The following is a 14,438-nucleotide window of genomic DNA, read 5'->3' on the forward strand; positions in this document are numbered from 1 at the left end:
CAGGTTCACGCGGCCACCGTGGCCGCTGTTGCGAGTCACCTGCTGCTGCCGGCCACGTCCTCCGTCCCCTGCGTCAGGCGCCAGGCGACGAGGATGGGAACGGCGGTGATGAGCATCACCCACAGCGCCACCACGTTGGTCACCGGCACGTCGCGCGGGCGGCCCAGCTGGTCGAGCAGCCAGATGGGCAGCGTCTTCTCGTGCCCGGCGGTGAAGGTGGTGACGATGAGCTCGTCGAAGCTGAGCGCGAAGGCGAGGATGCCACCGGCCAGCAGCGAGGTGGCCATCTGCGGCAGCGCCACGTGGCGGAATGTCTGGAACCCATCGGCGCCCAGGTCCGCGGAGGCCTCCAGCAGGCTGTGCGGCATCCGCCGCAGCCGGGCCACGACGTTGTTGTAGACCATGACCACGCAGAAGGTGGCGTGGCCCACGGCGATGGTCCAGAAGTTGGGAGTTACTTCCGCCAGCCGGAAGGCGGACAGCAGCGCGATGCCGGTGATGATGCCGGGCAGGGCGATGGGAAGGATGACCATCAGGTTGAGGGCCTCCTTGCCGAAGAAGCGGCGGCGGTAGAGCGCTCCGGCCAGCAGCGTGCCCAGCACCAGGGCCACGCCCGTGGCGGCCAGGGCCACCTGGAGCGACAGCTTGATGGCGCCGAGCACGTCCTCGCGCGCGGCGGCGGCCTGGAACCAGCGCAGGGTGAGGCCCTTCAGCGGGAAGCTGAAGGCGCTCTCCTCCGTGTTGAAGGCATACAGCCCCACCATGAGGATGGGGAAGTGCAGGAAGAGGAGCCCACCGTAGGCGAGCACCCGCAGCCACACAGGGGCCCGGGGGCCGTCCTCGCGCCGGGCCTCAGAGCGCATCGAACGCTCCCAGCCTGCGCGCCACGGTGAGGTAGATGCCGATGATGACGATGGGCACCACCGTGAAGGACGCCGCCATGGGGATATTCCCGATGGAGCCCTGCATCGTGTAGACCATGTTGCCGATGAAGAGGCCGGGCGGGCCCACGAGCTGGGGAATGATGTAGTCCCCCAGCGTGAGCGAGAAGGTGAAGATGGAGCCCGCCACCACGCCCGGGAAGGCCAGGGGTAGCAGCACGGTGCGGAACGACTGCGCGGGCCTCGCGCCCAGGTCCGCCGCCGCCTGCAGGAGGTTGCCGGGCACCCGTTCAATCGCCGCCTGGATGGGCAGAATCATGAACGGCAGCCACACGTAGGTGAAGACGAGGAAGCGGCCCAGGTTGGAGGTGGACAGCGACGAGCCGCCCACGCCGGGCAGCGCCAGCGCCCACTCCAGCGCGGGCAGCAGGCCCAGCCGCTCCACCATCCAGTAGATGATGCCGCCCTTGGAGAGGATGACCGTCCACGAGTAGGCCTTGACGATGTAGCTGGCCCACATGGGGAGCATGACGGCGATGTAGAAGAAGCCCTTGCGCCAGCCGGTGGCGTAGCGGGCCATGTAGTAGGCCACGGGGAAGCCGAGCACCGCCGAGGCCACCGTCACCGAGCCCGCCATGGCCAGCGTGCGCAGGATGATGTCGTGGTTGGCCGCGTCCAGCAGCGCCTGGTAGTTCGCCCACGTCAGCTCGGGCGTCACCCCCATGGTGAAGTCGTCGAAGGTGTAGAAGCTCTGCACCAGCAGCGACAGGAGCGAGCCCAGGTACACCACGCCGAACCACAACAGCGGCGGCGTCAGGAGCAGCAGCAGGTACAGCGTGCGCCGCCGGTAGAGGACGTTGGCCACGGTGCGCGCCAGCCCGGCGCGGGGACGGGCGGGAGCGGGCAGCGCCATGCCAGGCAGGGTGTCCATGCCCTACCCTCCCCCCTGCTCCAGCTGCACCATCGCCTCGGGGGCCCAGGCCACGCGCACCGTCTCGCCCCGGCGCGGCAGGGACGCCTCGTCCGCCTCGCCGTTGAGCAGGCTGACGGTGAGCACCTGGTTGCCCTCCACCCGCACCTCGTAGCGGCTGGTGGCGCCGTGGTACTGAACCTCCACCAACTGTCCCTCCACGCTCACCCGGTTTCCCTCGGCGGACGTGGCGAAGCGCACGTGCTCGGGGCGCACGGAGAAGGGCCGCTCACTGCCGGTGAGCCGGCGCGCCAATTCCCCCTTCACCACGTTGGCGGTGCCCACGAAGCCCGCGACGAACACCGTCTTCGGGCGCGTGTAGAGGTTGCGCGGACTGTCCACCTGCTCGATGCGGCCCTGGCTGAAGACGGCCACCCGGTCCGACATGGACAGCGCCTCGCCCTGGTCGTGGGTGACGTAGACGAAGGTGATGCCCAGCCGGCGCTGGAGCGACTTCAGCTCCGTCTGCATCTGCTCGCGCAGCTTGAGGTCCAGCGCGCCCAGCGGCTCGTCCAGGAGCAGCACGCGGGGCTTGTTGATGAGCGCGCGCGCCAGGGCCACGCGCTGGCGCTGGCCGCCGGAGAGCTGCCCGGGCCGGCGCGAACCGAAGCCGGCCAGCGCCACCAGTTCCAGCGCGGCCTCCGCCTCCTTGTGGCGCGTGGCCTTCGCCACGCCCTTCACCATCAGCCCGTAGGCCACGTTGTCCAGCACGCTCATGTGCGGGAACAGGGCGTAGTCCTGGAAGACGGTGTTGACGTCGCGCTCGTAGGGCGGGAGTCCGGCGGCCTCCTGGCCATGCAGCAGGATGCTGCCGGACGTGGGTTGCTCGAAGCCCGCGATGAGGCGCAGGCAGGTGGTCTTCCCGCTGCCGGAGGGCCCCAGCATGGAGAAGAACTCACCGTCCTGGATGGACAGGGACACGCCATCCACGGCCTTGACGGCGCCGTAGTGACGGCTGACGTGTTTCAGCTCGACGGCGAAGCTGCTCATGGCGTGTCCCTGTGCCTCCTACCGTCCGCCCATGATGGCGATGTAGTCCTGCGTCCAGCGGCTGTAGGGCACGCAGGCGGCCTGGGTGGCGCACTTCGCCACTGGCGTCTTCCAGAAGTGCACCTGGCTGAAGCGCTCGAAGCCGTTGGTCTTGCAGAAGTCCGTGCCGCCCGGCGCCTTCGTCTTGCAAGCCTCGGGCACCACGGGGTTGGAGCCGAACCACTCGGCGAGCGAGGCCTGGAGGTCCTTGTTCAGCGAGTGCTCCATCCACTTGTAGGCGCACACCGGATTCTTGGCGTTGGCGTGCAGCATGGTGGAGTCGGCCCAGCCGGTGGAGCCCTCCTGCGGAATCACGGAGTCAATGGGCTGCTTCTCGCCCTTGAGGGCGTTGACCTGGTAGCCCCAGGCGCTGGAGGCGACGACGCCCTCGTTCTTGAAGTCGCTCATCTGCACGGTGGTGTCGTGCCAGTAGCGGTGCGTGAGGGCCTTCTGGGCGCGCAGCAGCGCCACGGCGGCGGCGTACTGCTTGTCGTTCAGCTCGAACGGGTCCTTGATGCCCAGCTCCGGCTGCTTCTTCATCAGGTACAGCGCGGCATCGGCGACGTAGATGGGGCCGTCATACGCCTGCACGCGGCCCTTGTTGGACTTGCCATCGGGCAGCTTCTGCTCCTCGAACACCACCGCCCAGGACGTGGGCGCCGTCTTGAAGACCTGGGTGTTGTACATGAGCACGTTGGGGCCCCACTGGTAGGGCACGCCGTAGTGCTTTCCGTCCACCGTGTGCCAGGGCGCGTTCTTCAGGCGGTCGTCGATGGTGTTCCACGAGGGAATCAACCCGATGTTGAGCTCCTGCACCTTCTTGCCGTGGACGAGGCGCAGGCTGGCGTCGCCGGACGCGGTGACCAGGTCATAGCCGCCCTGGTTCATCAGGGAGACCATCTCGTCCGAGGTGGCGGCGGTCTTCACGTTGACCTTGCAGCCGGTGTCCTTCTCGAACTTCGTCACCCAGTCGTACTTCTTGTCGGTGGCGCCCCGCTCGATGTAGCCGGGCCAGGCGATGATGTTGAGCTGCCCCTCGGGCTTCCCGAGCTTCTGCGGCGGAGCCGCCAACGCCTGCGTCGCCGCGACCATCACTGCACCCACTGCGAGATGCTTCAGCATGCGGTTCTCCCGTTGGCTGTGTGATGCGGGAGGACTCTAGAGGAGCCGATTGGGGCGTCAACAGCACGGGCCAGAACCTGGGGGGTCGGGCGGACACCAGGGCCGGAGGGAGCGCCTGTCGTGCCTCGCGGCATCGAGCGGCGGACGCCAGCCCGCCTGCTTGAAGGCGAATCGAACCGCTGCAGTACGCGCGGAGTAATCCAGCGGACGCGCTCGTCGTTCACCTGGACATGCCGCGGCGGCAGCGGACGCCCCGGGTGCGGACAGCGCAAGGGGCGCCCTTGCCGGTTGAGGTCTGCTTTGCCCAGCACGGCCGGCCCACTCACGGGGAGCCCTCCGACGCGTTCACGCACGAGCACATCGCGAAGCGTCGTCACCACGTTCGAGGACCTGCTCATGGAAGCCATGAAGCGTCTTCCGCATCCGCGCCTGGGCCGGGATGCACCTGGAGGCGGGTGACTCCGCCGCGAATTATGGTGAGCCCATCGAGGGGGGCCTCGCCCGTCCTCGATGCATTGGAGGGAGGGCCACATGCAATCACGCGGAGTCGTCATCATCGGCGGGGGATTGGGTGGGCTGTGTGCCGCCATCGCGCTCCGTCAGGCCGGTCTCGAGGTCGCGGTATACGAACGGGCCGAGGACTACTGGCCCGTCGGCGCCGGGCTCTCGCTCTGGCCGAACGCGATGCGGGCCTTCGAGGCGCTGGGGCTGGCCCGGGAGGTGGCCGGCGCGGGGGCCTCGTGGCGCGAGACGGTGATGCACCGGTGGGATGGCAAGGTGCTCTCCCGCCTGGCCGTGGACGCGCTGTGCCGGGAGCTGGGCCAGCCGACGGTGGGGGTGCTCCGCTCGGAGCTCCAGCAGGTGCTGCTGCGGGCGCTCGGGCCGGACGTGGTGCACCTGGGGGCCGCCTGCACGGGCTTTGACGTGGAGGATGGAGGGGTCCGCGTCACCTTCGCCGACGGCCAGCAGGTGCGGGGCGACTGCCTCATCGGCGCGGACGGACTGCACTCGGCCGTCCGTCAGCGGCTGCTCCCGGAGGTGCGTTCTCGGTACGGCGGGCGGACTTCCTGGCGCGGGGTCGTGGACGTCGCCTCCGAGGTGATTCCGGAGGGGAGCCAGTTCGAGATCTACGGTCCGGGTGCCCGCTTCGGCATCTGCCACATCGGCCGGGGACCGGAGGGCACGCGGCGGATGTACTGGTTCCTGCTGGCGCCCGCGCCCGAGGGTGGGCGGGACGCGGAGGGAGGCCACCGGGAGGCGGTGCTGAGCCAGGTCCGGGGCTGGATGGAGCCCGTCGAGTCGCTGGTCCGCGCCACGCCGGAGTCCGCCATCCTCCGCACCGACATCCACTACCTGGAGCCGCTGCCGAAATGGGGCGAGGGCCCCGTCACGCTGCTGGGCGACTCGGCGCACGCGATGGTGACCGACATGGCCCAGGGGGCGTGTCAGGCCATCGAGGATGCGCTGGTGCTGGCGAAGCTCCTGCGCGAGGACTCCGACCGGGTCCGGGCGCTGCGGACCTACGAGTCGAGGCGCCGGCCCCGCACGGCGCACGTCTCCGAGCTGAGCCTGAAGGCGGGGTCCATCCGGTACGTCCGCAACCCGGTGGCGCGGTGGGCGAGAGACCTGCTGTTGCAGACCCTGCCGCCCTCCGTGGCGCTCAACCAGCTGCGCTCCGTGGTGGCCTACGACTTCCTGGCGTAGTCCCAGGGAACAACGACTCGCGACTCAGCCCGGGTCCTTCACGAGCACCCATGCGTCCTCGGCGGGGACGTGGGTTTCGTGCGAGGGCGCGGGCGCGCCAGGCTTGATATCGAGGGGATGAGTCTCCCAGACAGTCATCGTGAAGCCGGGCAGCCGCACGCGCCGCGCGGGGCCGTGGAGGGGAAGCTCGACTTCGTCCGCCCCCTCGGCCATGCGGGCCGCGGCCTCGGCGGCGGCCTGGGCGATGTCGTCCGGGATGAGGTGCCGCCGGCCCCTGTGCGCGTGGGCGAGCAGGAGCGCGGCCTCCGTCACCTCGCCGCCGCTCAGCGCGCGAAGCACGCGGTCCGCCCAGCGCACACGCCACAGGTCGGACCAGGCCTCCCGCGACAGCCAGCCCGGCGCTCCTGGGGACGCGTCTTCGCGCACCGTATCCCGCCAGTTGACCCAGGACTTGAACGGGGCGGCGCCTCCCTCGCGGTGGAGCCAGAGCGTGTCCGAGTGCCGCGTGTATCCGGCCAGCCAGTACGCCTGCCCATGGCTTTCGAGGAAGTGGCGCGTCTGCGCATCCAGGGACGTCAGCCTCGCGAGCTGGTCGAGATTCAAGGCCTCGAGCTCGCGGGTGTCGGGCATGAACTCGGCGTTCTGCTCCGCCATCTCCCAGAGGTACACCTCGAACTCGGCGCGCTCTTCCTCGGGGAGCCGGAGGTCGGCCTGCCTCCGCAGCTCGGGTGGAATCGTGCGTGCGTCGACCAGGGCCACGTCGCTCTTCCACTCCGCCAGCGGATGCGCCTCGGGAAAGCCCGCGTCGGGGCCAAGGAGCACGTGCACCCTCTTTCCGAAGGACAGGCTGCTGGGAGCGCGCACGCCGATGACTCCCGGCACTGCGAGGCGGTTTTCAGCAAGACGAAAGGGACGGATGGCGGGCTCCTCTCGAATGGGCCTCCGTCATTCTACGCGAGCGACGCGCACAACGGGCTCCAGCGCAGGCGGCACGGTGGGGGTCGGACGCGCCGGGGCGCTGGGCGTGGCGCGCCCGCCTACTCGCAGAGCCGCCGGGACCAGCCGTGCTTGAATCCCTTGTTCAGGGAGGGCCAGTCGGCCTTCTCCTCGCGGAGGTAGGGCTCCAGCAGCCGCGCCAGCGCCCGATACTGGGGCGGCCCCCCCCCCTTCTCCGTGTCCATGGCGTCGGGCCACTCGCCCAGAGTCAGGAGCAGCCGCTCCCCCTCCATCGGCTCCAGGGTGACTTCCGGAAATGACAGCCGCTGCCGCAGCACCTCACTGCCTCCGAGCTGCCCCAGGAGCGGCTGGCCTAGAAACGTGAGCCAGCAGGCGCCACGCGCCCCGGTGCCGATGTTCCGGCTGGTTTCAGCCAGGTCATGGAGGTCCAACCCCCAATAGCGGTGGAGGAGGCCGAAGAGGTCATTCAGCACGGTGTACCAGCTGCCAGGATGTGAGACGAAGCCGAGGCTGGCGTAGCCGAAGCTGAAAGGCAGCTCCCGGCCGAGCTCCAGGGCCAGCGCGCGCAGGTGGGCGGGGCCATGCTCCAGGAGGTACTCGGTGGGCAAGGAGAAGGATACCGCGCTCGTGGCGCCCTCGTCGTGTGAGAACAAGTCGTCATCGAGCTTCCGACCGTCGTAGTTGAAATGATACCCACCCGCTTCGCCGGGGTCCTCAGATAGTGAAACGAGCCATTCGACTCCCCAGGGGCGCTCGAGAATCTTCTCGCGGGTGTGCGCCCATCCCTGCTCGTCGAGAGGGATTATGTCTCCATCGGGACTGACGTACCAACTCAGCGACTGGGGCGGAATGGCACGCTGATAGGTCTGCAAGGCGCGCCACACCGCCGGGGCAATCTCCCCATGCGAGCGGCGCATGAAGAAGCAGAGGATGACCCCGTCACGGACCTCCAGATCGCCGTGGCTGTTCCGCAAACGGATGATGGGAATGTTCTCTCTCATTGGCTCACCCCCATCCGTGGCGAGATGAGGAAGGTCTTTCCTCCCAGTGCATCCCGGTAGATTCTGCCCTGATCCGAGCCAGCATAGGCACTGTTGCCTCCGTATTCCTTCCACTGCGGCTTGTTGGTATCAGGGCAGGGGAACTTGTAATCCACGGTGAGCACCGACTTCAGCAGCAGGCCGCTGTTCTCATGCAGCACCAGGTCCGGTTTGATGGTTCGCCACAGCTCCTTCGTGCAGCCCTCCTTGAGGAGCCGTGATTCCTCCTCACGACTCACCCTCTCCACCACCTTCGCGTGGGGGTAGTACCGATAGCGCTGCTCGATGCTGTACGGCCGGCGCCATCGCTCCTCCAGCACCTCGCGCGCGCACCGGAGCGCCACCTCGTGCTTGCGCTGCCCCAGCACCATCGCCCGTGTGATTCGCTCTCCGCACCTGTCCACCTCCACCTCCTCGCCGCACTCCTGCCGTGTCGGGGAGCGGTTGCCAAAGTAGGCGGCGTTGACCTGGCGCTCGGCCTTCCGGGCGCATTCCACCAGGCGCTCCTCCAGCTCCCCCACCGCGTTGTCGCCCTCCAGCAGCGTGAGCAGCACGGGGACGGCTTGGGCCAGGACGGAGGCCACCACCCGGGTGGCGGCGGGAGCCGCGGCGCTCGCCGCCCTCCCCACCGCCGCGGTGTGGCGCAGCCGGCCCGCCGTCTCCGTGTCCACGAAGCGCAACACTCCGCGCGGGGCCCGTTGAGGGCTGCTGCCACAGGCCGCGAGCAGGACGCTGGCGACCAGCGGCAGCATGGACTTCCAGCACGGCATTCGGAGAGCGGGCATATTCCTCTTCGAGCGGCGGAGACGGAGAGCGTCGCGACAGGCCGGCACAACGAGGCGCCTCTCATCCCTAACACAGACACCAGCGCCGGCGGTGCGGGGACTCCCGTTGCACTGGCCCCCGCCTCTCTCTCGCTTCCCGGAGCCTGCCGGCGCGCGGGACGAACCGTATCTCCTCGCGAGGCGGCACCATGCAGCCTACCTGCGCGCCTTCCCCTGGGATTCAGCGCTTCAGCTCTCGTGAAGTGGACCCGGCGTGGAACATGAAGTCCGCATTGAGTCCCGGGCATCAAGCGGCGCGGGGGCGCAGGAAAAGACGAAGCCCCCGGCCGCGGTGCTGGCGGACGGGGGCTCGTCGTTGAAGCGACGGGGAGAGGGACGCCGTCGGCCCGTCGGCTCGCAGGGAGGGGTCATCACGGACGCGAGAGCACGGCCGAAAGGAGCAGTCCTCGACCAGGCGCTCCCCCCTCCGCCAACACCAGGCCCGGCCCCACGCGCTACTGGGACCAGTAGCACTCCAGCGTCTCGCGCGCGGACTTGCCAATGAGCTCGCAGTTCTCGAAGCGGGCGCGCGCATCGCCCCCGAGCTGCCGCCCGTAATTCTCCGCGAAGCGCCGGAAGTACTCGTCCGGCAGGGCCTTCGAGTCGAGCCGGAAGTCCGCGGCCGGTGCGCGCTCGAGCTCCAGCCGGAAGCCGATGCCCCGTCCCGAGACGAGCCGGCGGACAGCGGCCTCGTCGGTGATGGCCTCCTCCACCAGTTCGTGCAGCGGGCGCAGCAGCGGCACCGTGCCGTCCTCCCCGGTGCGCCCCGTGCGCCGCACGGAGCCCATGGTGACGCTCCATTGCAGGGGGGCCTCGAGCGTGAAGGTCCGGTCCTCGCAACGCCGCGAGCGCTCCTCCTCGACCTCGCCGGTGGCGACCTCGACGCGGCTGACGTCCTCGTCGGTGAGGGCCGTCACCAGGGGGTAGATGGAACCAAGCGCCAGCCCCATGCCGAGCGTCATGGAAAGGTCCATGCCGTCCTCCTCGTCGGAGGAGTCCTCGGACTGCGACATCAGCAGGAGACCGCCCCCGAGCAGCGCGACGCCGGCAATCAGGGAGCCCATGGGCGGGCTCGTCGTCGTGTCGATGCGTTTCTTGCTGAACTCGGTGGAAACCTCGGTGCAGGTGTTGCGCCGCACCGTGACGCGGCCGGCATAGGACGCGTCCACGACCGTCTCCAGCGTGTCGGTGTGCGTCTCTTCCAGCGGGACCTCCCGCAGGCGCTCTCCGCGAACGTACTCGGAGGTCGTGCCGCAGCCCGCCTGGGAGAGGAGCAGCGCCGCGAGCGCCACGGCCCCAAGCCTAGAAGAGCCGGTTGCGCGCATCTTCCATCGCTCCACAAAGCTTCGAGTAGTGCTCCAGCGCCCGCTCCAGCCGCTGGCTCTTGTCGACATCCGTGTGCCGTCCGGGGACGAAGTCCCGCACCGACGTCACCGAGAGGTCGACATAGGGCAGGCTCTGGAACTTGCCGGTCGGCTCCGCGCAGTAGCGGTTCTCCGCGCTGCACTTGCGAAACATGGAGTACGTCCCGGTGTGCTTCTGCTTCACGCGCAGCCGCAGCGTCGCGTCATTCCCGTTGTTGACCCGGATGACCTCGATGGGCAGCAGCAGCCCGCGCAGGTCGACGATTTCCGTCCGCTCACGAGGCTTGTCCAGCACCATGATGCGGCAGTCCTTCACCGTGACATGCACCTCCGAGTCGTTCCACGCCTCGATGTGCTCGCGCAGCCACTCTTCGGTCTGCTCCTTGGTCGGGTCCACCTTGCGCACGGGGGCCGGTGGCTCGGGAGGGGCCTTCTCCGCGGCCGACACGGCGGCGGAGCCCAGCAAGGCCAGGAAAAACGGAAGCTTATACTGTCGAGAACGCAACATAAGTGGGACGCTGCCACGTCCCCGGGTCCTCCATCAACGGATTAATGCCATGAGGCGGGACTCCAGCTCGGTGTAAAGGTGTGGAGGTTGGCGCGCTTGGGGAGGCCGGAGAACTGACCATGAGGGAGCCTCCCCGGGTGAGCGCCTCGTAACTCACGAGCCCCTGCTCCCAGCCGCAGTCACGCGCGGCCTCGGCGGCGAAGGCGTCATCGTCGTTCCGAGGCGAGAGCAGAAGGCTGAGCGCCCTCCGACTTGCTCAGGCCCCCGTAACAATCTCCTGTGCCACGAGATACCGGATGGTCATGACCGCCTGATTTCGTACGCTCGGAACAGGATCCTGGAGCGCGGACCTTGCACAGCGCAGCGCCTCATCACGCCGCACCCACTCCGCGGTAGCGAGCGCCTCAATCATGCGCTCGCGCAGCGCCGCCCAGTGCGACCGAAGCAGCGCCATCAACTCGCTTTGAACTTCTCGCAGGTGAATCGCCTCCAGGGCGAGCACTTGCTCCATTACGCACGCCGGGAGCTGCTGTTCGGCCCCCTTGCGAATCAGCTCGGCCAGACGCTCTGCGGTAGGCTGAGAGACGAGTGCAGCGGCGGCAATGCGTTGAACCTCCTGGTCCGGACTCTGGATGAGCCGAAGCCCCTGCTCGACGCCCAGGTATCCCTTGCGCAACAGGAGCTTCAGGAGCGGCACCTTGGGATGGGAAAGAACGGTGCGACACGCGGAGCAGACTCTTCCCTCCACTGCCGCTTGGGGGTGCCGTTCACACCGGGGCTCCCTCCAAGCCCATCCTTCAGTGGAGCGTGAGAGCACATCGAGCGCATTCGTGGGGAGCAGCTCGGCTATCTCAAGCAACGCCTCGGCCGCCCTGTGCGCGACGCCAGAGTCCGGCGACTCGATTCCTCGAAGGAGGCATTCGACGATGACCTCGGACCGCTCCTGTCGATACAGCCACGGCAATGCCTCGTACAACCTTGAGTTGAGGAGGCTGACGGGAGGCGCGAGCAGCGGCAGGAGAACGGCAGCAGACCTCCGCGCTCCCCAGAGAACAGGTGCGAGCGTGAGCACGTGACGGACCAGATGCTCATCCTCGTATTCTCGGAGCGCGCGGGATCTCTGCTCGAGCATCTCGGGCACGTCCTGTCCTCCAGCGCCACACTCCAGGAGCTGGGCCGCGATATGACTGACAGCCCAGGAGGGGTGGGAGAGAGCAAGAACGAGGTCGCTCCCAGACAGTTCCAGCTTCGCGGCCTTCTTCCAGTCGGGCGTTACAGGCAGCCGGGGGAGCTTCAACATGACTGCCATGACTTCCATCAAAGAGAGCCAGGAAACAGGGCCACGTGCGCAGTCCAGTAGCGCAAGGGCCTCTTGCCTCAACAGGAGGGGATAAATCCCAAGCGCCACCACGGCTGCGCGGCCGATCAGATCCTTCTGCTCGGAATCACCGATTCTCGTCAGAAAGGTGACCGTATCGCCGAGCGACATCTCATCCGAGAACCCGAGCCCACAGATGAACCGCCCCAGAGCGAAGGCTTGGTTCGAGTTCGCCGACGCCACAGCGCCTGATGGTGACTCGGGAGTGATACGGAGTATGAAGTCCAGAATATCCCAGTCCCTCGAAGGCGGAGGCTCTATCTCTGGCTTGGAGCTCACGAGCCCAACCAACGCCTCTGCCATCATCAGGTCTTGCCATTCGAAGAGCGCTTTGAAGCGCTCTCGATCGAGCCGGTGGAACAGTCCCAGTGAGGCAGAGAGCGTTCCCCGCTCCTGCATGCCCACCCGCATGATCAGCTCGTCATGTTCCGGGTTGGATTGTTCCTCGACGAGCAGGACCAAGCTCTTGTCTACAAACTCATGTGGGAGCCGAAGCCAGCCCCGTGCTCGTTGACCTGACAGGTTTGTCCCATCCCAGGACTGTTGCTTCCACTCCTCCTCCGAGAGCTGTGCGACCTCTCGGAGCATGCCCCGAACCCTCGAAGGTTCCGCCCAGGGCCCGCCACATTCGAGCAGCAGGAGGTGCGCACTGAGCCGGAGGGAGAAACTGACGGAGCCGCTCCATTCAAGTGCCAGAGGCCCTATGGTTTCAGGGAAACGGCGGGCCAGCGGCCGGACGGCTTCCGCAGCTTCGAAGACGAGCAGGGGGATGGGTGATTCGAGCCGCGGCTTGAGCTTCTCCAAGGTCTGTTTGATCAACTCGGGAGGCGGCTCCTCGCTCTCATCAAGCGCCTCGGCCGCAAGTACCGCCTCGCACGAGACAACATCACCGGGGTCGTCGAGTGCGAGCAGGGGGGAATGACCGAGTCGGGCTGAAGGCCCGCCGCCAGCAGAAGGACCTCATGCCAGCGCGGTTGCCGTCTCATCTGCGCCACGAGCATCTCGCGTGATTCCACCGGCATCTGGACCCAACGGCGGGCCGCCGCGAACTCACCGAAGCTCGCGTGGACAAAGACATGGACTTCCGCGGTCCCCGCCCGCAAACGCTCGATGAGCCGCTGCCGCTCCCAGAACTCCAGTGCCTGTCCTGCGCTGACCTCTCCCCGAATCGCATCCACCTGTAGCCGACGGGCCAGGTCAGCGCCCAAGCGCCTCGTCAATATGTCGGAGGACATCACCGGCGTCTCTTGGAGTTCCCAGGCCGCCTGTTCCAGGATGTGCCGCGACACAGCGATATCGGGTGGGGCTTCCACGGCGCCTTCGCGAGAGAGCTTCTGTTCCGCCAGGCTGAATATCTCCCGGTAGAGCCCGACACGGCGGGTCCCTCGTAGCCGGTTCTGGCTCACCAGGCTCGTGAGAAAGCCGAGCAATAGAGGATTGCGAGCAGCAATCGAGCTCGCCTGATGGTTCTCGACCGTACTCTCGAGGCGCCGCAAGGCAGCCTCGACCTGCTCTGCGGGTAGAACGATCTGGAGGAGCTGCCGCGCATGCTTCGCGATCTCCTCCCGGTTCAACGGCAGCAACTCCAGGTGCAGCCAGTCCGAGAAACGCTCTGCCTCGTACCCCACGGGGCGCGTCGTAACAAGGAGCGTGGTGCCTTGGTGTCCGTGGCTCCATTTCCTCAGCGCGTCCCCGATAGAGGGAGCATCGGCCCCGCACTCGTCCAGTCCATCTGCCAGGAGGAACTCCGGGTGTGCCAGTAGCTCCTCGCACCTGTACGCGGACAGGCCCGAGCCGTCGCTGGCCACCCGGCTCAGCGCCTCGTCGAACGTATCGCCCCGCTGGATGCGGAGCGCGACGAGCTTCAGGTGTACGCGAGCGACAAGCCGCCCCTCACGGGACTTCTGGTGGGCCACGTACCGCAGCAGCGTGCTCTTGCCTGCTCCCGGGCCTCCGATGATGACGTGCCGGGAGCCCAGCTCCGTCAGATGCTCCGCATCGATCGAGTTCTCGGGTTCGACTCCATCGCGCTGCCCCCACTGGCGATAGGCCTCGACCTGAGCCTCAATCGTCTCCTGGGCCACTTGCGCTCGTGATGGCACCTTTCTCGCCTGCAATCGAAGCCATGCCGCCGTGACGGGCAGTTCCCGCCCGAGGCCCGGAATAAAGAGGGTGCGGGTCTCCTGGAGAAGCCAATCCTGGTATTGCCGCCTGACGGTCTCCGCTTCGACGGCCTCCCGGGAGAGGGGGATGCCCTCACTCGTCAGATATTCACGCCAATGCTGCTCCGTTCTGCGACCGCTCAGCCGCATGAGGTTCAACGCCTCTTTCAAGAGCGCATTCCAGGCATCTTGTTCACGCCCGGCCCTCACGACCTGTTTCAGCAGCAGGAACGCGACCTTCTCGGGAGTATCGAGCAACTCGACATGGAGACGTGCGAGCGCCTTCACGTCGAAGCCCGGAATGCCACGGAGGGCGCCTAGTACCTTGTGCGTGGACTTGTGGAGCCGCTCCTCCCGGCCCTGACGTAGCCGCTCAAGGTCGTCTTGAAGATGCTTCCGGAGAAATTCGTGGGCTCTTGAGTCCCACCCCTTTCAAGGTGATGGAGGAGGCTCCCTGGCGGGCGGGGCGGCAGGAGAGGTAGCGATAGCTTCGGGGAGC

Annotated in this window: 12 protein-coding genes; 1 reads left to right on the top strand and 11 read right to left on the bottom strand. The window is 67.5% G+C overall.

Annotated features, from left to right (window positions below):
- Positions 1–35 precede the first annotated feature (35 nt).
- Genes K8638_RS38620 through K8638_RS38635 form a run of 4 tightly spaced genes read right to left on the bottom strand, consistent with a single transcriptional unit; the run spans position 36 to position 4,002 of the window.
- Entirely contained in the window at positions 36–863 is an 828-nt protein-coding gene (locus K8638_RS38620; RefSeq protein ID WP_223759750.1) for an ABC transporter permease, read from the bottom strand.
- Complete coding sequence (locus tag K8638_RS38625) at positions 853–1,812, bottom strand: ABC transporter permease (protein WP_223759751.1); 960 nt, start codon at positions 1,810–1,812, stop codon at positions 853–855. Before K8638_RS38625 ends, K8638_RS38620 begins: the two co-directional genes overlap by 11 nt.
- Before the next feature lie 3 nt (positions 1,813–1,815).
- Positions 1,816–2,841 (bottom strand): ABC transporter ATP-binding protein, encoded by a 1,026-nt coding sequence (locus tag K8638_RS38630; RefSeq protein WP_223759752.1) that lies wholly within the window; start codon positions 2,839–2,841, stop codon positions 1,816–1,818.
- An 18-nt stretch (positions 2,842–2,859) separates the two neighbouring features.
- Positions 2,860–4,002: an ABC transporter substrate-binding protein gene (locus K8638_RS38635; protein WP_223759753.1), complete on the bottom strand. Its 1,143-nt coding sequence runs from the start codon at positions 4,000–4,002 to the stop codon at positions 2,860–2,862.
- 531 nt (positions 4,003–4,533) lie between these two features.
- On the opposite strand from K8638_RS38635, the gene K8638_RS38640 reads away from it, so the two are divergent.
- Entirely contained in the window at positions 4,534–5,706 is a 1,173-nt protein-coding gene (locus K8638_RS38640) for an FAD-dependent monooxygenase (protein ID WP_223759754.1), read from the top strand.
- Between the two features lie 24 nt (positions 5,707–5,730).
- Here the strand turns inward: K8638_RS38640 and K8638_RS38645 are convergent, their stop codons facing one another.
- From K8638_RS38645 to K8638_RS38675, 7 genes are all read right to left on the bottom strand, one after another.
- A complete protein-coding gene (locus tag K8638_RS38645) occupies positions 5,731–6,570 on the bottom strand; it encodes a hypothetical protein (protein WP_223759755.1) in 840 nt (279 codons plus the stop codon).
- A 173-nt stretch (positions 6,571–6,743) separates the two neighbouring features.
- Positions 6,744–7,664, bottom strand: coding sequence for a type VI immunity family protein (locus K8638_RS38650; protein ID WP_223759756.1), 921 nt, complete (start codon positions 7,662–7,664; stop codon positions 6,744–6,746).
- Complete coding sequence (locus K8638_RS38655) at positions 7,661–8,455, bottom strand: hypothetical protein (protein ID WP_223759757.1); 795 nt, start codon at positions 8,453–8,455, stop codon at positions 7,661–7,663. Before K8638_RS38655 ends, K8638_RS38650 begins: the two co-directional genes overlap by 4 nt.
- A 527-nt stretch (positions 8,456–8,982) precedes the next feature.
- A complete protein-coding gene (locus K8638_RS38660; protein WP_223759758.1) occupies positions 8,983–9,819 on the bottom strand; it encodes a hypothetical protein in 837 nt (278 codons plus the stop codon).
- Between the two features lie 10 nt (positions 9,820–9,829).
- Complete coding sequence (locus tag K8638_RS38665; protein WP_223759759.1) at positions 9,830–10,357, bottom strand: hypothetical protein; 528 nt, start codon at positions 10,355–10,357, stop codon at positions 9,830–9,832.
- Positions 10,358–10,655: 298 nt separating this feature from the next.
- Entirely contained in the window at positions 10,656–12,596 is a 1,941-nt protein-coding gene (locus tag K8638_RS38670) for a hypothetical protein (RefSeq protein ID WP_223759760.1), read from the bottom strand.
- Positions 12,593–14,227 carry an NACHT domain-containing protein gene (locus K8638_RS38675; RefSeq protein ID WP_223759761.1) on the bottom strand — a complete coding sequence of 545 codons (1,635 nt, stop codon included), beginning with the start codon at positions 14,225–14,227 and terminating at the stop codon, positions 12,593–12,595. Before K8638_RS38675 ends, K8638_RS38670 begins: the two co-directional genes overlap by 4 nt.
- Between the last annotated feature and the right edge of the window lie 211 nt (positions 14,228–14,438).

The sequence above is a fragment of the Myxococcus sp. RHSTA-1-4 genome, assembly GCF_020037125.1.
GTDB lineage: Bacteria > Myxococcota > Myxococcia > Myxococcales > Myxococcaceae > Myxococcus.

What these genes read in the sequence shown, in the direction of transcription:
- K8638_RS38620 (WP_223759750.1), bottom strand. Translation starts at nt 863, where the DNA reads ATGCGCTCTGAGGCCCGGCGCGAGGACGGCCCCCGGGCCCCTGTGTGG.
- K8638_RS38625 (WP_223759751.1), bottom strand. Translation starts at nt 1,812, where the DNA reads ATGGACACCCTGCCTGGCATGGCGCTGCCCGCTCCCGCCCGTCCCCGC.
- K8638_RS38630 (WP_223759752.1), bottom strand. Translation starts at nt 2,841, where the DNA reads ATGAGCAGCTTCGCCGTCGAGCTGAAACACGTCAGCCGTCACTACGGC.
- K8638_RS38635 (WP_223759753.1), bottom strand. Translation starts at nt 4,002, where the DNA reads ATGCTGAAGCATCTCGCAGTGGGTGCAGTGATGGTCGCGGCGACGCAG.
- K8638_RS38640 (WP_223759754.1), top strand. Translation starts at nt 4,534, where the DNA reads ATGCAATCACGCGGAGTCGTCATCATCGGCGGGGGATTGGGTGGGCTG.
- K8638_RS38650 (WP_223759756.1), bottom strand. Translation starts at nt 7,664, where the DNA reads ATGAGAGAGAACATTCCCATCATCCGTTTGCGGAACAGCCACGGCGAT.
- K8638_RS38655 (WP_223759757.1), bottom strand. Translation starts at nt 8,455, where the DNA reads ATGCTGCCGCTGGTCGCCAGCGTCCTGCTCGCGGCCTGTGGCAGCAGC.